21 protein-coding genes are annotated in these 19,989 nt (G+C 69.5%); 6 read left to right on the forward strand and 15 right to left on the reverse strand.

Features of this window, described 5'->3' with window-relative positions:
* From ASF45_RS24435 to ASF45_RS24505, 15 genes are all read right to left on the reverse strand, one after another.
* Window positions 1-546: a DUF4256 domain-containing protein gene (locus tag ASF45_RS24435; RefSeq protein WP_056669328.1), complete on the reverse strand. Its 546-nt coding sequence runs from the start codon at window positions 544-546 to the stop codon at window positions 1-3.
* A complete protein-coding gene (locus ASF45_RS24440; protein ID WP_056669331.1) occupies window positions 543-1,448 on the reverse strand; it encodes a PaaI family thioesterase in 906 nt (301 codons plus the stop codon). The genes ASF45_RS24435 and ASF45_RS24440 overlap by 4 nt, the downstream gene beginning before the upstream one ends.
* A gap of 56 nt (window positions 1,449-1,504) precedes the next feature.
* Window positions 1,505-1,978, reverse strand: coding sequence for a DUF2127 domain-containing protein (locus tag ASF45_RS24445; protein WP_056669334.1), 474 nt, complete (start codon window positions 1,976-1,978; stop codon window positions 1,505-1,507).
* On the reverse strand, window positions 1,972-3,180 hold the full coding sequence (locus tag ASF45_RS24450; RefSeq protein WP_056669338.1) for an HD-GYP domain-containing protein: 1,209 nt from the start codon (window positions 3,178-3,180) through the stop codon (window positions 1,972-1,974). Before ASF45_RS24450 ends, ASF45_RS24445 begins: the two co-directional genes overlap by 7 nt.
* A 46-nt stretch (window positions 3,181-3,226) precedes the next feature.
* Window positions 3,227-4,027 carry an enoyl-CoA hydratase-related protein gene (locus ASF45_RS24455; protein WP_056669341.1) on the reverse strand — a complete coding sequence of 267 codons (801 nt, stop codon included), beginning with the start codon at window positions 4,025-4,027 and terminating at the stop codon, window positions 3,227-3,229.
* Between the two features lie 197 nt (window positions 4,028-4,224).
* Window positions 4,225-5,430 (reverse strand): ABC transporter substrate-binding protein, encoded by a 1,206-nt coding sequence (locus ASF45_RS24460; RefSeq protein WP_056669344.1) that lies wholly within the window; start codon window positions 5,428-5,430, stop codon window positions 4,225-4,227.
* A 39-nt stretch (window positions 5,431-5,469) separates the two neighbouring features.
* Complete coding sequence (locus ASF45_RS24465) at window positions 5,470-6,747, reverse strand: acyl-CoA dehydrogenase family protein (RefSeq protein ID WP_056669347.1); 1,278 nt, start codon at window positions 6,745-6,747, stop codon at window positions 5,470-5,472.
* A complete protein-coding gene (locus tag ASF45_RS24470) occupies window positions 6,744-7,106 on the reverse strand; it encodes a DUF6285 domain-containing protein (protein WP_056669351.1) in 363 nt (120 codons plus the stop codon). Before ASF45_RS24470 ends, ASF45_RS24465 begins: the two co-directional genes overlap by 4 nt.
* Window positions 7,106-8,101, reverse strand: coding sequence for a phosphotransferase family protein (locus ASF45_RS24475; protein WP_235581023.1), 996 nt, complete (start codon window positions 8,099-8,101; stop codon window positions 7,106-7,108). The genes ASF45_RS24470 and ASF45_RS24475 overlap by 1 nt, the downstream gene beginning before the upstream one ends.
* A complete protein-coding gene (locus ASF45_RS24480; RefSeq protein ID WP_056669358.1) occupies window positions 8,091-9,116 on the reverse strand; it encodes a branched-chain amino acid ABC transporter permease in 1,026 nt (341 codons plus the stop codon). Before ASF45_RS24480 ends, ASF45_RS24475 begins: the two co-directional genes overlap by 11 nt.
* A gap of 5 nt (window positions 9,117-9,121) precedes the next feature.
* Window positions 9,122-9,994: a branched-chain amino acid ABC transporter permease gene (locus ASF45_RS24485; protein WP_056669361.1), complete on the reverse strand. Its 873-nt coding sequence runs from the start codon at window positions 9,992-9,994 to the stop codon at window positions 9,122-9,124.
* A 5-nt stretch (window positions 9,995-9,999) separates the two neighbouring features.
* Window positions 10,000-10,716: an ABC transporter ATP-binding protein gene (locus ASF45_RS24490; protein ID WP_056669365.1), complete on the reverse strand. Its 717-nt coding sequence runs from the start codon at window positions 10,714-10,716 to the stop codon at window positions 10,000-10,002.
* The gene (locus ASF45_RS24495) at window positions 10,713-11,519 is read right to left on the reverse strand and encodes an ABC transporter ATP-binding protein (protein ID WP_056669366.1); all 807 of its coding nucleotides are present in this window, start codon (window positions 11,517-11,519) and stop codon (window positions 10,713-10,715) included. Before ASF45_RS24495 ends, ASF45_RS24490 begins: the two co-directional genes overlap by 4 nt.
* Before the next feature lie 66 nt (window positions 11,520-11,585).
* Complete coding sequence (locus ASF45_RS24500) at window positions 11,586-12,764, reverse strand: acetyl-CoA C-acetyltransferase (RefSeq protein ID WP_056669369.1); 1,179 nt, start codon at window positions 12,762-12,764, stop codon at window positions 11,586-11,588.
* Between the two features lie 53 nt (window positions 12,765-12,817).
* Entirely contained in the window at window positions 12,818-14,044 is a 1,227-nt protein-coding gene (locus ASF45_RS24505; protein ID WP_056669375.1) for a CaiB/BaiF CoA-transferase family protein, read from the reverse strand.
* Between the two features lie 219 nt (window positions 14,045-14,263).
* Between ASF45_RS24505 and ASF45_RS24510 the strand changes: the two genes are divergently transcribed.
* From ASF45_RS24510 to ASF45_RS24535, 6 genes are all read left to right on the forward strand, one after another.
* On the forward strand, window positions 14,264-14,701 hold the full coding sequence (locus tag ASF45_RS24510) for an Hsp20/alpha crystallin family protein (RefSeq protein ID WP_056669377.1): 438 nt from the start codon (window positions 14,264-14,266) through the stop codon (window positions 14,699-14,701).
* A 26-nt stretch (window positions 14,702-14,727) separates the two neighbouring features.
* On the forward strand, window positions 14,728-15,123 hold the full coding sequence (locus ASF45_RS24515) for an Hsp20/alpha crystallin family protein (RefSeq protein WP_056669379.1): 396 nt from the start codon (window positions 14,728-14,730) through the stop codon (window positions 15,121-15,123).
* A gap of 280 nt (window positions 15,124-15,403) precedes the next feature.
* On the forward strand, window positions 15,404-16,624 hold the full coding sequence (locus tag ASF45_RS24520) for an ABC transporter substrate-binding protein (RefSeq protein WP_056669383.1): 1,221 nt from the start codon (window positions 15,404-15,406) through the stop codon (window positions 16,622-16,624).
* 1 nt (window position 16,625) lies between these two features.
* Window positions 16,626-17,684 carry an alcohol dehydrogenase gene (locus ASF45_RS24525; RefSeq protein ID WP_056669386.1) on the forward strand — a complete coding sequence of 353 codons (1,059 nt, stop codon included), beginning with the start codon at window positions 16,626-16,628 and terminating at the stop codon, window positions 17,682-17,684.
* Between the two features lie 8 nt (window positions 17,685-17,692).
* The gene (locus tag ASF45_RS24530) at window positions 17,693-18,835 is read left to right on the forward strand and encodes an acyl-CoA dehydrogenase family protein (protein ID WP_056669388.1); all 1,143 of its coding nucleotides are present in this window, start codon (window positions 17,693-17,695) and stop codon (window positions 18,833-18,835) included.
* A gap of 183 nt (window positions 18,836-19,018) precedes the next feature.
* Window positions 19,019-19,987 (forward strand): sensor domain-containing diguanylate cyclase, encoded by a 969-nt coding sequence (locus tag ASF45_RS24535; RefSeq protein ID WP_056669391.1) that lies wholly within the window; start codon window positions 19,019-19,021, stop codon window positions 19,985-19,987.
* Window positions 19,988-19,989: the final 2 nt, after the last annotated feature.

Raw genomic sequence — 19,989 nt, forward strand, 5'->3', positions numbered from 1 at the left:
CTACACCTGCAGCAGGCCGCGAAAACCGCGCGCCGCGTAGTACGACGGCGCACCGTTGTGGTAGACGAAGACCTGGCCGTAGCGCCGGTCGCAGAACAGCGCGCCACCCAGCGCGCGGATGCCGGCCGGCGTCTGGATCCAGCTGGAGGTCTTGAGGTCGAACTCGCCCAGCTGCTGCAGCGCACGGTACTGCGCCTCCGTCAGCAGGGTGATGCCCATGGCTTCGGCCACGTCCTCGGCGCAGCCCTGCGGCTTGTTCTCCTTGCGCGCATCGAGTGCGGCGCGGTCGTAGCACAGGCTGCGGCGCCCGGCCGGGCTCTCAGCCGCGCAGTCGCAGAAGCTGTAGCGGCCGCTCGCCGCATCCAGGCCCACGACATCGGGCTCGCCGCCCGTCGCTTCCATGGCGTGCAACGGGTTCAGCGCCGCGGGGTTGGCATCGAGCCGCGCCAGCACATCGGCCCAGGCCAGGCCCGCATGCCGCTGCATGTGGGCCTCGAACCGCGTCTGCAGGGTGTGCAGCAGCTGCTTCCTGTCCTCGGCTTTCATGGGTTCGCCTCCGTCAACAGGAAATTGCCGCGCGCCACCGTGATCGGGTGTTCCGGCCCCTTGCCCTGCCAGCAGCGCACCTGCACCAGCGCCACGCGCGCGCCCAGGCGCACGATCTCGCAGGCCGCGTAGGTGTCCTCGGGCCGGCCACTGCGCAAGTAGTCGATCGAGAAGTCGATGCACTTGGGAAACTTGGCGCCGCCGATGGCCTCGATCAGGTGCAGTGTGGCCGCGCTTTCGGCAAAGCCGGCCACCACGCCCCCGTGCAGCGCGGGCAGCTGCGGGTTGCCGACCAGCTTGGGCTGGAAGGGCAGCCGGTAGACCGGCGCGCTGCCGGCCTCGGCCAGGCGAATGCCCAGGTAGTCGGCATAGGGGATCTCCACGCCGTCCAGCACGGCCGCGTCGCCGGTGGGCGGCCTCCAGGGTACCGACTCGGCCGCGGCGGGGCCGGCCGGCGGGGCCTGGCGCCGCGCCGGCGTGGCCAGCATGAAGGCGGCCTGCACGTTGGCCACGGGCTGCTCCGGGTCGGCCTGCCAGACCGCGCCGCGCACGAAGGCCACGTTGCGCGTCAGGCGATAGCAGTGCGTGGCGCAGTGCAGGTCCTGGCCCGGCCCGGCGCGGCGCAGGTAGTCCATGCGCAGGTCCAGCGTGGCAATGGGCTGGCGCTCGCTCAGCGACGTTCCCACGGCCAGGCCACAGCAGGAGTCGGCCAGCACGATCAGCGGGCCGGGGTGCAGCAGGCCGCGCGCCGGATCACCGAGCCAGTCCGGCCGGTCGGGCAGGCGCATGGCAGCCTGGCCGACGCTGGCGGACGTGATCTGAAGGCCAATGTCGGCCATCTGGGGCGTCTGCGCGACGAAGCGGCGTTGCAGGGTTTCGATGGGGACGGACAGGGCTTGCATCGCGGCGAGTATGCCGCCCGGCGGCGCGGCCACAACCGCCCGGGTGTCCCGCCGGTTCAGGACCGCCAGCGCGGCCGCGCGCCACGCTGGCGCAGCGCGCGCAGCATCAGCACCACGATGCCTGCGTTGAGCAGCAGCAACGAGGCGCTGAGCCAGCCCGGCCGGCGCAGCAGTTCGGCCACCTCGAACGGCAGGTAGATGGCGCCACTGGCCGCGGCCAGCCATTCGGCCCAGGCCCGGCCGGTCCACAGGCCATAGGCCTCGGCCAGGCGCAGCAGCGCGTAGGCCGCGGCGCCCAGGGCCAGCAGCGCCAGCCGCTGGTCCTGCAGGTGTTCGATGGCCTGCACGAAGATGTGCGGATAGCGCGCCGCCGGGTTCAGGTGCATGTGCTCCAGCAGCCGCAGCGCCAGCGCCTGCAGGTCGCGGTGCGCGAACACCAGCAGGCCGGAGGCGCCGACGAGGGCCAGCAGGCCCTTGGCGGCTTCGAACAGCGCCACCGTGCGCAGCGCGGGACGGCCCTGGCTCACCATGGCTGCACGGGAAAGCCCGCCCACAGTTCGTTGAGATCGGTGAAGTGCCACTGCGCCGGGTCCTCGCGCGCCACGATCTTCTCGTTCACGGTGCGCGACAGGTCCAGCACCTCGGGCACCAGGCGCAGCTGCGCCTTGGTCGAGAAGAAGATCTTGACCTTGGGCGTGGTCAGCGCGGGCGACTGCTCCACCACCACCGCGAGCCGGCCCGAGCTGAGCTTCACGAGCGAGCCGACGGGGTAGATGCCCACGCTCTTGACGAAGGCCTGGAACAGCGATTTGTCGAAATGCCCACCGCTCCACTCGGCCATGCGGCGCACGGCCTCGGACGGATCCCAGGCCTTCTTGTAGGGGCGGTCGGAGGTCACGGCGTCGTAGACATCGCAGATCGCCGCCATGCGCGCGATGCGGCTGATGCCTTCGCCCTGCAGGCGGCGCGGGTAGCCACTGCCGTCCATCTTCTCGTGGTGGTGCAGGCAGGCGTCGAGCACGGGCTCGCCCACGTCCCCGCAGGCCAGCAGCATGGCGTGGCCGTGCTCCGGGTGGCTGCGCACGATGTCGAATTCCTCGTTGGTCAACTTGCCGGGCTTGTTCAGGATGGACAGCGGCACCTTGGCCTTGCCGATGTCGTGCAGCAGGCCGGCCAGGCCGGCGTCGCGCGTCTGCGCCTCGTCCAGGCCCAACTGGGCGGCCAGCGAGACCATCAGCGCGCAGACGGCCACCGAATGCATGTAGGTGTAGCTGTCGGCGGTCTTCAAGCGCGCGAGGCTGATCAGCGCGCCTGGGTTGCGCAGCACCGAGTCGCAGACATCCTCCACCAGACCGCGCGCGGCCGACGAATCGGCCAGGCGGCCCATGCGCGCCGCCTCGAACACGGTGGTGATGCATTCGCGCGCCTGGCCGCAGAGCTTGACGGCGGTGCGCAACTCGTCGTCCATCCCGGTCGGCGTGCGCCGCGGCGGCGCCGCGATGGCGGGCTTTGCAGGTTCCGGCGTCTGGGGCCCAGACGCAAGCTCGGGCACCACGCTGCGCGCCATGTCGATCCAGGCGGCCTGAACGCCAGAGGCACGGATGCGCCCCAAATCCTCTGCGGATTCGAGCAGGAAGTTCTGACGCCAGAACGGATGGTCCATCCAGGCACCGTCGAAACGGTGCAGGAACATGCCGAGGGTCAGATCGGCGACGGGAACGCGCTTGAGCATGACAGCGCGCATTCTCGCTTATCCGGACAACATGTCCGGAAATCGATCAATTTCTTGGAAAGATTGGATCTCTTTTCTCGCGAAACGCCTTCACGCCCTCTGCAAAGGAGGGCGCGTCCAGCAGCTCGCGCTGGCGCTCGGCTTCGTAGCGCATCTGCTCCACCAGCGACACGCGGCCGGCCGAGTCGTAGGCCGCACGCACCTCGCGCGCCGCGTGTGCCGGCAGTTTGGCCAGGCGCTGGGCCAGCGCCAGGGCCTGGGTGCGCAGGTCGGCGTCGTCCACCACGGACCAGACCAGGCCCCATTGCGCGGCCTGCTCGGCCGACAGCTTCTCGTTCAGCATGGTCATGCCGACCGCGCGCGCGCGGCCGACGAAGCGTTCGAGGAACCAGGTCGTGCCCAGGTCGGGCACGATGCCCAGCTTGGGCATGAAGGGCAGGTAGAAGTAGGCCGAGCGCGCGGCCACCACCACGTCGGCCGCCAGCGCGATGCCCACGCCGGCGCCGGCCGCCGGGCCGTTGACGGCGCTGACCACCGGCATGGGCAGCGTGCGCAAGTCCTCGATGATGCGGTTGGACAGCGACTCCATGGTCTCGTAGCTGGCCTGGCCGACGGAGGTGCCGTTGCCGGCCATGTTGCTGGACAGGTCGGCGCCCACGCAGAAGGCGCGGCCCGCGCCGGTCAGCACCAGCGCGGCCACGCTGCGGTCTTCGCGCAGCGCGGCCAGGCGTGCGCGCAGCGCGTGCTGCAATTCGCGCGCGATCGGGTTCAGCCGCTCGGGGATGTTCAGGCTGATGACGAGCACGTCGCCGTGGCGCTCTTCGAGCAAGGGGTTTTCGATGGTCATGGATACCTTTCAACTTTCGGTTGCACGAGCGCGCCGCACTGACGACGCTGGGCGGCACGCAAGCCGCCGTTCCGATGGCCGCGGAGCAGGCCATGCCAGCGGACGCCGCGGAACGGGCTCTGCCCGGCCGCTGGCGGCGACCCCTGGAGGGGGGATGGGATTTCCACACGCAGTGAGAAATCCAAACGGGGGTGGTCTCATTTCAAGCTGAGGACGGAACCGATGGGGTCGAGGTCGACCCCGTTGTAGCGCACGGGCTGCAGCGCGGCAAACACGTGCAGGTCCTGCGTGGAGGTGCTGATGCTCACGCCGGGCAGCAGCATCGCGATCTTGGGCTGCTTGAGGCTGCTGGCGATGCGCCGCACGTTGTCGCGCGTGAGTTCGTCGCCGCACTCGCGCAGGATGTGGGCCATGAGCTGGCCCACCACATAGCCCGAGACGCCCGAGGAGTTGTTCGGGTCCACGCCGGGCGCATGCGTCTTGAGCAGGTTCAGGTAGGCCTGCATTTCGGGGTCGGCGGCCCAACGCTTGGCCGCAGGCTCCTTCCAGGCCGACAGCGTGATCGCGCCCTTGGCCTTGTCGGCGCCAGCCGGCTCGAAAGCCATCTTGACCGAGGAGCCCGCGAGGTTCACGTAGCGGTCGGGCTCCCAGCCGAGCTCGGCCGCCTTGCGCAGGGCCTGGGCCACGGTGCGCGCCGTGGCGGCCAGCACCAGCACGTCGGCGCCGGCGGTCTTGAGCTGCACGATCTGCGAGTCCACCGTGGGATCGGTCACCTCGAAGCTGGCCTGGGCCACCAGCTTGGCGCTCTTGCCGGCCAGGCCCTGCTGCAGGCCCTTCTGGATCTCGCGGCCCAGGTCGTCGTTCTGCATCAGCAGCGCCACCTTGGCGTCGGGCTTGTTGGCCAGGATGTGGGCCGCGAACACGCGGCCCTCGCCCTGGTAGCTGCCCAGGAAGGGCGAGGTCCACGGGAACTTCTCGCCGTCGTTGAACTGGCCCGCGCCGCTCTGCACGAACAGCTGCGGCACCTTTTTGGCGTTCATGTAGCGCTGGATCGCCAGGTTGGGCGCCGTGCCCAGGTTGCCGAACATGGCCAGGATCTGGTCCTGCTCGACCATGCGGCGCGCCACCTCCACGGTCTTGGGCGGCGAGTACTGGTCGTCGTAGATCAACAGCCTGACCTTGCGGCCGTTGATGCCGCCCTGCTCGTTGAGCTGCTTGAAGTAGGCCTCGGCCACCTTGCCGACGATGGAATAGCCCGAGACCGGGCCCGACAGCGGCATGGGCATGCCCAGCACGATCTCGGTGTCGCTGGCGCCAGCGTCGTACTTCTTCTGCGCGAGGGCCAGGCCCGGGGCCAGCATGGCCGCGCCGGCCAAAGCGATCTGCCGTCTGTTCATCTGCATGCTTGTCTCCTCGTCTCGCTCTTGGGTGGTGAAAGGAACTCAGTGCTTGCCGGCGCCCATGTAGCCGAACAGGTGCCCGGCCACCTTGCGCATCTGGATCTCCTCCGAGCCCTCGGTGATGCGGTAGCGGCGGTGGTGGCGGTAGATGTGCTCGAAGGGCTTGTGGCGCGAATAGCCCATGCCGCCGTGCACCTGCATGGCCCGGTCGGCCGCCTCGCAGACCAGCCGGTTCGCCCAGTAGTTGCACATGGACACCTTGTCCGACAGGCGCTTCTCGACCTCGGGCTTGGGCATCTGGTCCATCTGCCAGGCGGTCTTGCGGATCAACAGGCGCAGCATCTCCACCTGGGTGGCCAGTTCCACGAGCGGGAACTGGATGCCCTGGTTGCGCGCCAGCTCCTCGCCGAAGGGCTTGCGCTCGCGCGCATAGCGCACGCTCTCGCGCACGCAGTAGTCGGCCGCGCCCAGGCTGGAGGCGGCCTGGCGGATGCGGTTCTCGTGCACGAAGTGCTGGGCGATGGCCAGGCCGCCGTCCAGCGGGCCCAGCAGCGCGTCCTCGGGCACCCAGACGTTCGTGAAGCTCACGCGCGGGTGGTCGGTCGGCATGTTGAAGGTCCAGAGGTATTCCTCCACCTTCACGCCGTCCGTCTTGGACGGCACCATCAACGCGCTGATGCCCTTGGCCGCACCGTCCGCGCCGCTCGTGCGTGCGAACACCAGGCAGTGCGTGGCGACGTGCATGCCCGTGGTCCACATCTTCTCGCCATCGATGCGAAAGCCCGCGCGGCCGCCGCGCGTCTCGCGCACGGCGCGGGTTTCCATGTGGGTGGCGTCCGAGCCGTGGTTGGGCTCCGTGAGGCCGAAGGCGATCTTGAAGCGCTCGTCCAGCATGCCCTGCGTGAACTCCTGCTGCTGGGCTGCTGTGCCAAAGTCGCGCAGGATCAGCACGAAGGGGTTGTTGGCGACGATGGAGTGCTCGTTCTGCAGGTCGTTGTGCAGCCCCAGGCCCTTGGCCGCGAAGTGGTCGCGGATCACGGCCATCCACAGGTTGCTGCCGTCCTGGCCACCGAATTCCCTGGGCAACGCGAAGCGCAGGTGGCCGGCGCGGTCGGCGCGCCGACGCGCCTCGCCCAGCAGGGCCTCCCATTCGTGGCGCGGCAGGCCGCCGTTCTCGAAGTCGGTGCGCGCCCATTCGCGCCGGTGGTCGAAGAAGCGCTGGTTGTCGTCCTGCTGCTGCAGCGGCACGATCTCGCGGTCGATGAAGGCGTCGAGTTCGGCCAGGTAGGCCACGAGGTCGGCGGGAAGATCGAAGTTCATGGTTCGTCCGAATACCCTGGTTGGTCGATGGCGAGCTTGTCGGCGGTCGTGGCCTGCAGATGCGCGAGCAGGCCCGGCGTGGCCAGGTCCATGGCACCCGCGGCGATGCGTTCGCACAGCAGGCGGTTGGCGGCCTCCAGTTCGGCGGGCGCGTCCACTCCAAGCAGCGCGCGCAGGCCCGCAGCCTCGCGTGCCTGGGCAGCCGCACCCTGCTCCGCCTCGCGCTGCGCGATGCCCAGCGCATTGGCGGCCACGCGCACCTGGTAGGCCAGCGCGCCCTCGGTGGCGGGCAGCACGCGTTCGCGCAGGAATTGCGCCACGGCCTGCAGCAGCTCGGGCGCGTGCGGTCGGTCCTGCATCAGGTGCTCTCCTCGGCCAGCAGGGCCAGCAGGTCGGACTCGACTTCCGAGGCGCGCCGGCCGATGGCCGCCTTCTCGAGTTCGGGTTCGGAGCCGTCGATCCAGGACTGCACCATGGACTCGCAGACGATGCCCCACTTGAGCGTGCCCAGCATCTCCCACCAGCGCAGCCGCGCGGCGTCGAGCCGGCCACCGGCCTCCACGTAGCCCGCGCAGAGCGCCTCGCGCGTGCCGAAGCCGCCCACGGGCAGCGCCTTGCCGCCGCCGAAGCGCCAGGAGCGCACGCAGATCCAGCCCAGGTCTTCCATGGGATCGCCCAGGTGCGCCAGCTCCCAGTCGAGCACGCCGCACAGGCCGTCGGCATCGACCATCAGGTTGCCGTTGCGGAAGTCGCCATGCACGAGCACGGGCCGGTCCACATCGGCGGGCGCATGGCGCGCCAGCCATTGCAGCGCCAGCGCGAACACCGGCCGCACCGTGCCATGGCTGCGGTGCAGGCCGGCCTGGAAATCCAGCTCGGCACGCGCGCAGGCCGTGCGCAGATGGGGCAATTGCGCGGTCGCCAGGCCGTGGATGCGTGCCATGGCCGCGCCGCACTGCCGCGCCAGCACGCTGCGGGCACCGGCCAGCGCCGGGTCACGCACGATGCGCCGGCCCAGCGTCTCGCCTTCCAGGCGGTCCATCACGAAGCCATCGCCGGCACCGTCCTCGGGCCGCAACACACGGCGCACGGCCGGCACCGGCACGCCGGCGCCATGTGCCGCGGTGATGAGCGCCGCCTCGTTGGCCAGGCCCGCGGAGCCATGGTTGCGCCCGTGTTCCGCGGTGGCCGCGCGGCGCAGGATCAGCGGTGTGCCGCCCACCGTGAAGGCCCAGGTCTGCTGGCTCGCACCGCCTGAGAGGCGGCGCAGTTCCGCTACCGGGCCGCCCCCCCGCACCAGCCGGTCGGCCAGTGCCTGCAAGGCGTCCAGCAGCTGTTCCCGCTCATCCGGCACGGCCGAAGCGCGCCTGGATCTTGCGCAGCAGGCCGACCACGCCACCCGGCATGGCGAACATGAAGATGATCAGCACCACGCCGTAGACGGCCCAGGGCGCAGCCTTGGAGACCTTCTCGGCGAAGGTCGGCACGAACATGATGAAGATGGCGCCGAAGATCGCGCCGTACAGCGTGCCCACGCCGCCGACCACGATGCCCACCAGCAGCGAGATCGACAGGAACAGCGTGAACGAATCCGGCGCGACGAACTGCACCGCGATGGCCGACAGCGCACCGCCCACGCCCGTGAACGCGGCCGACACGCCGAAGGTCATGGCCTTGTAGTGGCTGTTGTCCACGCCCATGGCCTCAGCCGCCATGGCGTGGTCGCGGATCGCACGCATGGCGCGGCCACTGCCGCTTTGCAGCAGGTTGTGGGCGATCACGAACATGATGACCGTGACCAGCAGCGAGAACAGGTAGACCCACTGGTCTTCGGTGAGCGGCAGGCCGAACGGTGCGCCCGGCTTCATGAGCACGATGCCCTGCACGCCGCCGGTCCACTGCTCCAGGTGCTTGTACTTGAGCAGCTGCGGCATGGCCACGCCCAGCGCGAAGGTGGCCAGCGCCAGGTACAGGCCTTCGAGCTTGAGCGCAGGCCGGCCGAACAGGTAGCCCACGACCAGGCAGACCACGGCCGCCGAGGGCACCGTGAGGAAGTACGGCATGCTGGCGTGCTCCATCAGGATGCCCGTGGTGTAGGCGCCGATGGCGTAGAAGGCGCCGTGGCCCAGCGAGATCTGGCCGTTGTAGCCGGTCAGGATGTTCAGGCCCAGCAGCGCGATCGCGTACGACAGCACCATAGTGGCCTGGAACAGCTGGTAGCCCTTCAGGACGAAGGTCAGCGCGATGGCGATCAGCACCAGCAGGCTGACCCAGACCAGGGTCTTGCGCGAAGCGGCCGGCCGGGACGCCGCGGCACTGGACACCGCGCCAGGGGCGATCGGCAAAGCGGAAGAGACTTGCGTGTTCATGGCGTTCAGACCCGCGTGACGATGGTGCGGCCCATGAGGCCAGAAGGCTTGACGATCAGCACGCCGATGATCAGCACCAGCGCGACAGACAGCTTCAGTTCGGTGCCGACGACATAGGTGCCGACCAGGTTCTCCAGCACGCCCACGATGAAGCCGCCGAGCACGGCGCCCACCGGACTGTCGATGCCGCCGATCAGCGCGCCGGCGAAGGCGTAGAGCAGCACGCCCGTCATCATGTGCGGATCGAGGAACACGACCGGCGCGACCATCATGCCGGCCACGGCACCGATGGCGCCGGCCAGGCCCCAGCCCAGCATCAGCATGCGCCCCACGTTGATGCCGACCAGGCGCGAAGACACCGGGTTCTGCGCCGCCGCCCGCATGGCCAGGCCCAGCGGCGTGAAGCGGAAGAAGCTGAACAGCAAGGCCACCACGCACAGCGTGACGAAGATCGCACCGACCTCGTGCGCCGACATCATGGAACTGGCGAACCAGGCGTCCGAGGGGAAGGGGCTCGGGAACTGCTTGATCGTGTAGCCGAACAGCCAGCCCGCCACGCTGTGGAAGATCACCAGCAGCCCGATGAACACCACCACGACCGACAGCACGGGCTTGTCGTGCATGGGCCGGATGACGGTGAACTCGACCACCGCGGCCAGGATGAAGGACAGCACCACCGTGGCCACGAACGCCACCCAGTACGGCAGGCCGGCCTGGATCAGGCTCCAGGCGATGAAGGTGGAGAACATCGCCATCTCGCCCTGGGCGAAGTTGATGTGGTGCGTGGCCTGGTAGATCATGACCAGGGCCAGCGCCACGCTGGCGTAGATGCCGCCGGTGGCCAGGCCCGCCAGCAGTTGGTGCAGAAATGCATCCATGTCGCTCAATCCCCCAGGTACGCACGACGCACGGCGTCGTTGTTGCGAATGTCGGCCGAGGGCCCGGACAGCACGATGCGCCCGGTCTCGATCAGGTAGGCGGTGCTGGCCAGCTCCAGCGCCAGCTTGGCGTTCTGCTCGACCAGCAGGATGGAGACGCGCTCCTCCTGGTTGATGCGCCGCATGATGGAGAAGATGTCCTTCACAATCAGCGGCGCCAGGCCGAACGAGGGCTCGTCCAGCAGCAACAGGCGCGGCTTGCCCATCAGCGCGCGGCCGATGGCCAGCATCTGCTGCTCGCCGCCCGACAGCGTGCCGGCCTGCTGGGCATGGCGCTCCTTCAGGCGCGGGAAGTAGCCGTAGACCTTGGCCAGGTCATCTTCCACACCGGCGCGGCTCGCGCGGGCGTAGGCGCCCAGGCGCAGGTTCTCCTCGGTCGTGAGGCCCAGGAAGGTGCCACGGCCGTCGGGCACATGGCCCACGCCGGCCTTGGCAATCTGCTCGGTGGCACGGCCGTCGATGCGCTGGCCCGCCAGCGTGATCGTGCCCTGCGTGCTGACCATCATCTGGCACAGCGCACGCAGCGTCGTGGTCTTGCCGGCACCGTTGGCGCCCAGCAGGGCGACGACCTGGCCTTCGGACACATCCAGGTCGATGCCCTGCAGCACGCGCGTGGGACCGTAGGCGGCATGCAAGCCGCGGACTTCCAAAAGCTTCGTCATGCGGTCGCTCCTGCTTCCTCATCTTCACCGAGGTAGGCCCGGATCACCTCCGGATGCCGGCGCACTTCGGCCGGCGTGCCTTCGGCGATCTTCTTGCCGAAGTTCAGCGCGACGACCTTGTCCGACACGCCCATGACCAGGCTCATGTGGTGCTCCACCAGCAGCACCGTGACCTTGCGCCGGTTGCGGATGTCCAGGATCAGCGCGCCCAGGCTTTCGAGCTCCTCGTGGTTCAGGCCGCAGGCCGGCTCGTCGAGCAGCAGCAGCTGCGGTTCGGAGGCCAGCGCACGCGCGAGCTCCACGCGCTTCTGCGTGCCGAACGGCAGGTCGGCCACGATGCGCTCGGCCACGGGGCCCAGTTCGAGGAAGTCGATCAAGTCACGCGCACGTGCCAACGCATCGGCCTCGATGCGGGCCACGCCGGGCAGCCGGAAGGCGTTGCGCAGAAAGCCTGCATGATGCTTGCTGTGGCAGCCGATCAACACGTTCTCCAGCACGGTCATGGTCCGGAACAGCGCCAGGTTCTGGAAGGTGCGGCCGATGCCCAGGCCTGCCATCTGGTGGCGCGGCAGGCTGGCCAGCGGACGGCCCTCGAATTCGATGCGGCCGCTGCTGAAGGTGTACAGCCGCGACAGGCAGTTGAACAGCGTGCTCTTGCCGGCGCCGTTGGGGCCGATCAGCCCGCAGATCTGGCCGCGCGCGACGTCGAACGACACGCCGTCCAACGCCACGATGCCGCCGAAGCGCACCGTCACGCCCTCGATGTGCAGCAGGGGTTTGTCTCCACGATGGTCTTGTGCCATGCGTCGGTCCTTGGTTCTTGTGGTTCGGAACGGCGGGCACTGCTGCGCACCCACCGGGTGCGCGGCTCAGAGCCGTTCGATGATGGTCACGTTGGCCATGCCGCCACCTTCGCACATGGTCTGCAGGCCGTAGCGCTTGCCGTGCGTGCCGAGTGCATGCACCAGCGTGGTCATGAGCTTGGTGCCCGAGGCGCCCAGCGGGTGGCCCAGCGCGATGGCGCCGCCGTGCACGTTCAGGCGGGCCGGGTCGGCGCCCGTGGCCTGCAGCCAGGCCAGCGGGATGGGCGCGAAGGCTTCGTTGACCTCGAACAGGTCGATGTCGGAGATCGACATGCCGGCCTTCTTGAGCGCACGCTGCGTGGCCGGGATCGGTGCTTCCAGCATGATGACCGGGTCGTGGCCCAGCACGCTCATGTGGTGGATACGGGCCAGCGGCTTCACGCCCAGGGCCTTGAGGCCGCGCTCGTTGACGACCATCACGCCGCTGGCGCCGTCGCAGATCTGGCTGGCGCTGGCAGCCGTGCAGCGGCCGCCTTCGGCGATCAGCTTGACCGCAGCGATGCTTGCCAAAGTGGCCTCGTAGCGGATGCCTTCGTCGGCCAGGTGCTGCTCGCCGGGCTCCGTGCCGTCGGCCATGCGCACGGCCACGGGCAGGATCTCGTCCTTGAAGTGGCCGGCCTTCGTCGCCGCGATGGCGCGCTGGTGGCTCAGCAGCGCGAACGCGTCCAGCATGTCCTTGGACAGGTTGTAGTTCACCGCGATCTGCTCGGCGCCCGTGAACTGGCTGAACTGGACGCCCGGGTAGCGCTGCTGCATCGCGGGGCTCATGTAGGTGCCCAGGCCGGCCTTGGCCGCCAGGATGCCGGGCGTGCCCATGGGCACGCGCGTCATGCTTTCCACGCCGGCGGCGATCACCACGTCCATGCTGCCGGACATCACGGCCTGGGCCGCGAAGTGCAGCGCCTGCTGCGAGGAGCCGCACTGGCGGTCGATCGAGGTGCCGGGCACGGACTCGGGCAGGCGCGAGGCCAGCACCGCGTTGCGCGCGACGTTGGTGGACTGCTCGCCGGCCTGGCCCACGCAGCCCATGATCACGTCTTCCACCAGCGCCGGGTCGGCGCCGGTGCGGGCCACCAGCGCGTCCAGCACCTGGGCGGCCAGGTCGGCGGGGTGCCAGCCGGCCAGCCGGCCGTTGCGGCGGCCACCGGCGGTGCGGGTGGCTGCGACGATGAATGCTTCTGCCATGCGAATGTCTCCTTAGCGATCAGGTGGCTGGGCGGGATGTTCGCGGCGGTGCCTCAGCGGGGCGTCGTCGGAACGGACGATTTTCCAAACACGGGCGCGGGGCCCAGCACGCCGGCCTCGCGCCAGGCATTTTGCTGCGCTGCGTCGTGGCCCAGCTCGGCCAGCACGTCGGCCGCGTGCTGGCCCAGGTGCGGCGCCGGGCCAGGGTGGGCGGCCGGCGTGCCGTTGAACTGCGCGGGCGAGCGCGGCAGCCGCACGCGGCCCAGTTCGCCGTGGTCCACCTCGACCAGCGTGCCGTTGTGCCGCACCTGCGGGTCGACCAGCACCTCGTGGCGCTCGTTCACGCGGCCCACCGGGCAGTTCTGCGTGCGCATGCGTTCCAGCATGGTGGCGGTGTCGATGGCGGCAGCGCAGGGATCGAGCTCCTCGCGCAGCGCGGCCGCATGGCGGAAGCGGCTGTCCACGCTCGCGAAGCGCGGGTCCTTGGCGAGTTCGGGCCGGCCGAAGCCGGCGCACAGGGCAGCGAACTCGACCGGCTGCGGGCCCGAGGCCACGGCGTAGCCGTCGGCGGTCTTCCAGGGCTTCTGGCTCACGCCGAACTCGGGCGAGGCCGGCGGCGCGTCGTCGAGCCACAGGTGGTTGTACATGGCGTCCGGCCACTGGAACGAGATGGCCGCATCCAGCATGGCCAGTTCCACCCACTGGCCCTGGCCCGTGCGCGCGCGGGCCAGCAGCGCCGCACAGATGGCCTGGGCAGCCGTCAGCGCGGTGAGCTTGTCGCACAGCGCGGCGGCCAGCACCTGCGGCTCGCCGCTGATCTGGTTGCGGTGCGAGGCGCTGATGCCCGAGACGGCCTGGATCACGGCGTCGTAGGCGCGCTCGCCAGCGTTCGGGCCGGTCTGGCCGAAGCCGCTGATCGACAGGTAGACCAGGCGCGGGTTCAGCGCCAGCAGTGCTGCGTGGCCCAGCCCCAGGCGGTCCATCGCGCCGGGGCGGAAGTTTTCGATCAGCACGTCGGCGCGCTGCGCCAGTTCGCGCACGATCTGCTGCGCGGCCGGCTGCTTGAGGTCCAGCACCAGCGAGCGCTTGCCGCGGTTGGCGGCCAGGAACATGGCCGAGATGTCGGCCTTGCGCGGGCCGATGCGGCGCGAGGTGTCGCCGTCCGGCGATTCGATCTTGACCACGTCGGCGCCCTGATCGGCCAGCATGCCGGCCGCGATGGGGCCGGACAACACAGCCGACAGGTCCAGCACGCGGATGCCCTCCAGGGGTCCTGCCATGTCCTTGTCTCCTGTTGGTGGGGGCCGGCGGGGCGCGCCGGCCAGCCAGGACTATCGCCGCGCCGGCCGCGCGCGGCCATGGCGGAATCGTCCAAGCATGTTGGCACAAAGCGCCACAGCGACCCTCTTGAAACGCCACGCGGCGACCCCTACATCGTCACCGGAAGCGCCGGAGGACGCCTCCGGCGTTCCATCCGTTTCATCCCATGGAGGTTTCGCATGTACCGATCACTCTTTCCCCGCGACATGGTCGCCGAGATGGATCGCCTGCAGCGCGAGATGCAGCAGGCCTTCGATCTGTCCCCCAGCATCCGCGGCTTGGCCCGCAACGGCTACCCGGCCCTGAACGTGGGTGGCACGCCCAGTGCCATCGAGATCTACGCGTTCGCGCCAGGGCTGGAACCGGCATCGCTCGAGGTCCACCTCGAACGCGGCCTGCTCAGCATCGCCGGCGAGCGCAAGAGCAGTCTGCCGCAGGCCGACAGCAAGGCGGCCGTGCACATCAACGAACGCTTCGCGGGCCGGTTCCGGCGCGCACTGAGCATGCCCGAGGACGCCGACCCGGACGGCGTGGAAGCCCGCCTGCGCGACGGCGTGCTGCACATCACCGTGCGCCGCAAGGCCTCGGCCCAGCCGCGCCGCATCGCCGTGCAATGAACCCGCAGCCACCAAGGAGCAACACCATGGACAAGCAACACGAGGTACAGAAGACCGGCGCGGCACGCGACGCCGGTGCGCGCTATGCGTCGGACGCACTCACGCCCCCGGTGGACGTGATCGAGGACGCGGGCGGCATCACGCTGTATGCCGACCTGCCCGGTGTCACGCGCGACAAGCTGCAGCTGCAGGTGGAGGCCGATACGCTGACCATCGAGGCCGAGAGCGGCCTGGCCGTGCCGCCCGACCTGGTCTCCAGCCACACCGAGGTGGGCCTGGCGCGCTTTCGCCGCGCCTTCACGCTCAGCAAGGAGCTGGACTCCGAGAAGGTCTCGGCCGAGCTGGCCAATGGCGTGCTGACGCTGCGCATCCCCAAGGCGGCGCACGCGCAGCCGCGCCGCATCGAGGTGCAGGTGCAGTGAATGGCGCGCGGCGGCCGCACCGGCCGCCGCGCAGCGCCCAGCTCCCCACTGGAACGACAGGCCGAACCTGCGCGTGCACGGCAGGTCACGCCTGTAGCAATCGCCTCGAGCGCACCTCCAGCCGATCATGGCCGAAGCGCCCGAACCCGGTGGCCGGGAGGACCACCACCGATCAGGGGAAACCCGGTGTCGCACAGGCGCCCCGGCTCGTCGGAACGGACGATGCCGCTGCGGGCGCGGCACGGCAGGATGCCCGCTCCACCAACACGGGGAGACAAAAATGCAGAACAGGACATCCATCCTGGCGCTGGCGCTGTCCGGCGCCATCGCCTTGTGGTCCGGCAACGCCGCCGCGCAGCCCAGGCCGGCGCCCGTCAAGATCGGCGTGCTGACCGACCTGACCTCGATCTACGCGGCCATCGGCGGCAAGGGCCTGGTCGACGCCACGCGCATGGCCATCGAGGACTTCGGCGGCAGCGTGCTGGGCGCGCCCATCGAAATGGTCTTCGCCGACACGCAGAACAAGGCCGACGTGGCGGCCTCCAAGGCGCGCGAGTGGTTCGACACCCAGGGCGTGGACATGGTCACCGACCTGCCCTCCTCGGGCCTGGCGCTGGCCGTGAGCAAGCTCGGCGAGGAGAAGAAGAAGATCGTCATCGTGACCAGCGCCGCCACCTCGGAGCTGACCGGCAAGAGCTGCACGCCCTACACCGTGCACTGGACCTACGACACCTATGCGCTGGCGCGCAGCACGGGCGCGGCGGCCGTGAAGGCCGGCGGCGACAGCTGGTTCTTCCTGTCGGCCGACTACGCCTTCGGCCAGGCCATGGAGAAGGACACCACCGACGTGATCAACGAGATGGGCGGCAAGGTGCTGGGCAGCGCCAAGCACCCGCTCGGCGCCTCGGACTTCGCCTCCTTCCTGCTGCAGGCGCAGAGCTCCAAGGCCAAGATCATCGGCCTGGCCAACGGCGGCGGCGACACCATCAACTCGATCAAGGCCGCGAGCCAGTTCGGCATCGTGCAAGGCGGCCAGAAGATTGCGGCGCTGCTGGCCTTTTTGACCGACGTGAAGGCCATCGGCCTGCGCCAGGCCCAGGGCCTGCTGCTGACAGAGGCCTTCTACTGGGACCAGGACGACAAGACGCGCGCCTGGTCGCAGCGCTTTCACAAGCGCAACGGCGTGATGCCCACCATGACCCAGGCCGGCACCTACGGCGCCGTGACGCACTACCTGAACGCCGTGAAGGCGGCCGGCACGCGCGATTCCGACAAGGTCATGGCCCAGATGCGCGCCACGCCCATCAACGACTTCATGACCGCGGGCGGCCAACTGCGCGTGGACGGCCGCGTGGTGCGCGACATGCACCTCTATCAGGTCAAGACGCCCGCAGAATCCAAGGGCGAATGGGACCTGTACAAGGTGGTCGGCACGACACCGGGGGCCACCGCCTTCCGCCCCCTGTCCCAAAGCGAATGCCGATTGGCGAAAGGAACTTGAGATGATCAGCTACGACCTCACCGCGTTCGGCGCCCCGCTCGCGCGCAACGAGCAGCCCACGCCCACGCCGACGGGCAGCCAGGTGCTGGTGCGCGTGCTGGCGGCGGGTGTCTGCCACAGCGACATCCACATCCGCCACGGCTACTACGACATGGGCAACGGCAAGCGTCTGAACATGGGCGACCGCGGCGCCGTGCTGCCCCTGACCATGGGCCACGAGACGGCCGGCGAGATCGTCGCGGCCGGCCCCGATGCCAAGGGCGTGCAGATCGGCCAGCGCGTGGTGGTCTACCCCTGGCTGGGCTGCGGCCAGTGCAAGGTCTGCGCGCGCGGCCAGGAGAACCTGTGCATGAAGGGCCGCTCGCTGGGGGTGTTCGCGCCGGGCGGCTACGCCGACCACATCGTCGTGCCGCATGCGCGCTACCTGGTCGACATCGGCGACATGGCGCCCGAACAGGCCGCGCCCTGCGCCTGCTCGGGCCTGACCATGTACAGCGCCATCGGCAAGATCGACCCGGCCGTGCTCAAGGACGAGCATGTGGTGGTGTTCGGTGCGGGCGGCCTGGGCCTCATGGCCGTGGGCCTGCTCAAGGCGCTGGGCAACCCGGGTGCCATCGTCATCGAGCCCGACGCCGCCAAGCGCACCGCCGCGCTCAAGGCCGGCGCCGCGCACGCCATCGACAGCGCCGCGCCCGATGCGGCCGAGCAGGCCAAGGCGGCGGCCGGTGGCGCCGTCTGGGCGGCACTCGACTGCGTGGGCACCGAGCAGACCGTGGGCACCGGCATCGCCATGCTGACCAAGGGCGGGCAGTTCGTGCAGGTCGGCCTGTTCGGCGGCAAGGTGGAGATCTCCACGCCCTCCATGCCCATGCGCGCCGTGAGCTACGAGGGTTCCTACGTCGGCAACCTGGGCCAGCTGCGCGCGCTGATCGAGCTGGCCCGGGCCGGCAAGCTGGTGCCGCTGCCCATCGATGCGCGGCCCCTGGACCAGGCCGAGGCGGCGCTGCAGGATCTCGAAGCCGGCAAGGTCGTCGGCCGCGTCATGCTCCAACCCCACTGAAACACCCCATGGACATCCAACGCACGGTCTACCGCGAAGACCACGAACAATTCCGCACCACGGTCCAGCGCTTCCTGGACCGCGAATGCGTGCCCCACATGGCGGCCTGGAACGCAGCCGGCGCCATCGACCGCGGCGTCTGGGCCAAGGCCGGCCGCGAGGGCCTGCTCTGCACCATGCTGCCGACCGAGTACGGCGGTGGCGGCGGCGACTTCGGCCACTCGGCCATCCTGGCCGAGGAGATGGCCGCGCGCGGCCTCACGGGCATCAACTTCGGCCTGCACTCCGACATCATCGTGCCCTACCTGCACCGGCTGGGCACGCCCGCGCAGAAGGACAAATGGCTGCCGCGCTGCGCGGCTGGCGAGACCATCACCGCCATCGCGATGACCGAGCCGGGCACGGGCAGCGACCTCAAGGGCATCCGCACCACGGCGCGGCGCGAGGGCGACGAGTACGTCATCAACGGCGCCAAGACCTTCATCAGCAATGGCCTGCTGTCCGACCTCGTGGTGGTCGTGGCCAAGACCAACCCGCAGGCGCAGGGCTCCAAGGCCATGAGCCTGATCCTCGTGGAAACCGACCGGCCCGGGTTTCGCCGCGGCCGCAAGCTCGACAAGGTGGGCCAGCACGCGGCCGACACGGCCGAGCTGTTCTTCGACGACGTGCGCGTGCCCGTCAGCAACCTGCTGGGCGAGGAAGGCAAGGGCATGTACGCGCTCATGCACGAGCTGCCGCAGGAGCGCTTCCTGATCGCGCTGGGCGCGGCGCGCGCGCTGGAGGCTTGCCTTACCCACACGCTGGCCTACGTCAAGGAGCGCCAGGCCTTCGGCCACAGCGTCTGGGACTTCCAGAACACGCGCTTCAAGCTGGCCGACATCAAGGCCCAGTCGCTGGCCGTGCGCACGCTGGTCGACCACTACCTGGGCGAGCACATGCGCCGGCGCATCACGCTCGAAGAGGCGGCCGTCGCCAAACTGTTCGCCACCGAGACGCTGGGCAGCGCGCTGGACACCATGGTGCAGCTGCATGGCGGCTACGGCTACATGCTGGAGTACCCGGTGGCGCGGGCCTTCGTGGACATGCGGGTGAACCGGATCTATGGCGGGACGAGCGAGGTGCAGCGGGATTTGATTGCGCGCAAGCTCTGAGCATCGCCCCCCCGAGCGCGGGGCACGTCACGGCCCCACCGGCGCGTTCACCACCCCTGGCTATACTTTTTGTAACCAGGTGTCGGCGGGCCGGGCCGGCCGTCTCTTCACCCCAGGGCGGGCGTCCCTGTCGTGGCAGCACCTGGATGGCCCACCCGACCGCCCACCAGCCCTGCACCGACAGTGACCACCAAGCGCCCCCACCACTCCGATGCCGACGACCTGAACAGCGACAGCGCCGTCTACCGCACGCTGCTGGAATCCACCCGGGCCATCCCCTGGAAGATCGACTGGGCCACCAAGCGCTTCAGCTACATCGGCCCGCAGATCGAGGCCTTGCTTGGCTGGAGCGCGGAGAGCTGGGGCGGCGTCGAGGACTGGGCCATGCGCATGCACCCGGAAGACCGCGACGATGTGGTGAACTTCTGCGTAGCGCAGTCACAGTCCGGCGTCGACCATGAGGCGGACTACCGCGCGCTCACCAAGGACAACGGCTACGTGTGGATCCGCGACGTCGTCCACGTGGTGCGCAACGGCCAGGGCGAGGTCGAGGCGCTGGTGGGTTTCATGTTCGACATCACCGAGCGCAAGAAGACCGAGGAGAAACTGCTCGCGCTGCAGAAGGAACTCGAAGCGCTGTCGTTCCAGGACGGGCTGACCCACATCGCCAACCGGCGCCAGTTCGATGCCAGCTTCGCGCGCGAATGGGACACTGCGCGCAGCCAGGGCGAGCCGCTGTCCGTGCTGCTGATCGACATCGACTTCTTCAAGCAGTACAACGACCTGTATGGCCACATCCAGGGCGACAGGTGCATCGTGGACATCGCCCGCACGCTGAGCCTGGCGGTGGACAGCCCGCGTGACCTGGTCGCGCGCTTCGGCGGCGAGGAGTTCGTCATCCTGCTGCCGCAGACCGACCGCACGGTGGCGCTGAAGGTGGCCGAACGCTGCCAACGGCTGATCCGCAAGCAGGCGATCGTCCATGCACACTCCCCGAACGACCAGTGCATCACCGTCAGCATCGGCGTCGGCACCGTCACACCGAGCGAGCAGCTGGAAGCCTCCGATTTCATCGAAGCCGTGGACCGGCAGCTCTATGCGGCCAAGAAGAACGGCAGGAACCGGATCGAGGCCGTGCAGGGGCCGGCTTGACG

The sequence above is a fragment of the Pseudorhodoferax sp. Leaf265 genome, assembly GCF_001422365.1.
Taxonomy (GTDB): Bacteria; Pseudomonadota; Gammaproteobacteria; order Burkholderiales; family Burkholderiaceae_C; genus Pseudorhodoferax.

Bases quoted from the DNA above. Each gene is read 5' to 3' on its own strand.
- ASF45_RS24460 (WP_056669344.1), bottom strand. From the start codon at position 5,430: ATGCAGATGAACAGACGGCAGATCGCTTTGGCCGGCGCGGCCATGCTG.
- ASF45_RS24500 (WP_056669369.1), bottom strand. From the start codon at position 12,764: ATGGCAGAAGCATTCATCGTCGCAGCCACCCGCACCGCCGGTGGCCGC.
- ASF45_RS24480 (WP_056669358.1), bottom strand. From the start codon at position 9,116: ATGAACACGCAAGTCTCTTCCGCTTTGCCGATCGCCCCTGGCGCGGTG.
- ASF45_RS24505 (WP_056669375.1), bottom strand. From the start codon at position 14,044: ATGGCAGGACCCCTGGAGGGCATCCGCGTGCTGGACCTGTCGGCTGTG.
- ASF45_RS24485 (WP_056669361.1), bottom strand. From the start codon at position 9,994: ATGGATGCATTTCTGCACCAACTGCTGGCGGGCCTGGCCACCGGCGGC.
- ASF45_RS24455 (WP_056669341.1), bottom strand. From the start codon at position 4,027: ATGACCATCGAAAACCCCTTGCTCGAAGAGCGCCACGGCGACGTGCTC.
- ASF45_RS24530 (WP_056669388.1), top strand. From the start codon at position 17,693: ATGGACATCCAACGCACGGTCTACCGCGAAGACCACGAACAATTCCGC.
- ASF45_RS24490 (WP_056669365.1), bottom strand. From the start codon at position 10,716: ATGACGAAGCTTTTGGAAGTCCGCGGCTTGCATGCCGCCTACGGTCCC.
- ASF45_RS24520 (WP_056669383.1), top strand. From the start codon at position 15,404: ATGCAGAACAGGACATCCATCCTGGCGCTGGCGCTGTCCGGCGCCATC.
- ASF45_RS24445 (WP_056669334.1), bottom strand. From the start codon at position 1,978: ATGGTGAGCCAGGGCCGTCCCGCGCTGCGCACGGTGGCGCTGTTCGAA.
- ASF45_RS24515 (WP_056669379.1), top strand. From the start codon at position 14,728: ATGGACAAGCAACACGAGGTACAGAAGACCGGCGCGGCACGCGACGCC.
- ASF45_RS24450 (WP_056669338.1), bottom strand. From the start codon at position 3,180: ATGCTCAAGCGCGTTCCCGTCGCCGATCTGACCCTCGGCATGTTCCTG.
- ASF45_RS24470 (WP_056669351.1), bottom strand. From the start codon at position 7,106: ATGCAGGACCGACCGCACGCGCCCGAGCTGCTGCAGGCCGTGGCGCAA.
- ASF45_RS24465 (WP_056669347.1), bottom strand. From the start codon at position 6,747: ATGAACTTCGATCTTCCCGCCGACCTCGTGGCCTACCTGGCCGAACTC.
- ASF45_RS24510 (WP_056669377.1), top strand. From the start codon at position 14,264: ATGTACCGATCACTCTTTCCCCGCGACATGGTCGCCGAGATGGATCGC.
- ASF45_RS24525 (WP_056669386.1), top strand. From the start codon at position 16,626: ATGATCAGCTACGACCTCACCGCGTTCGGCGCCCCGCTCGCGCGCAAC.
- ASF45_RS24440 (WP_056669331.1), bottom strand. From the start codon at position 1,448: ATGCAAGCCCTGTCCGTCCCCATCGAAACCCTGCAACGCCGCTTCGTC.
- ASF45_RS24435 (WP_056669328.1), bottom strand. From the start codon at position 546: ATGAAAGCCGAGGACAGGAAGCAGCTGCTGCACACCCTGCAGACGCGG.
- ASF45_RS24495 (WP_056669366.1), bottom strand. From the start codon at position 11,519: ATGGCACAAGACCATCGTGGAGACAAACCCCTGCTGCACATCGAGGGC.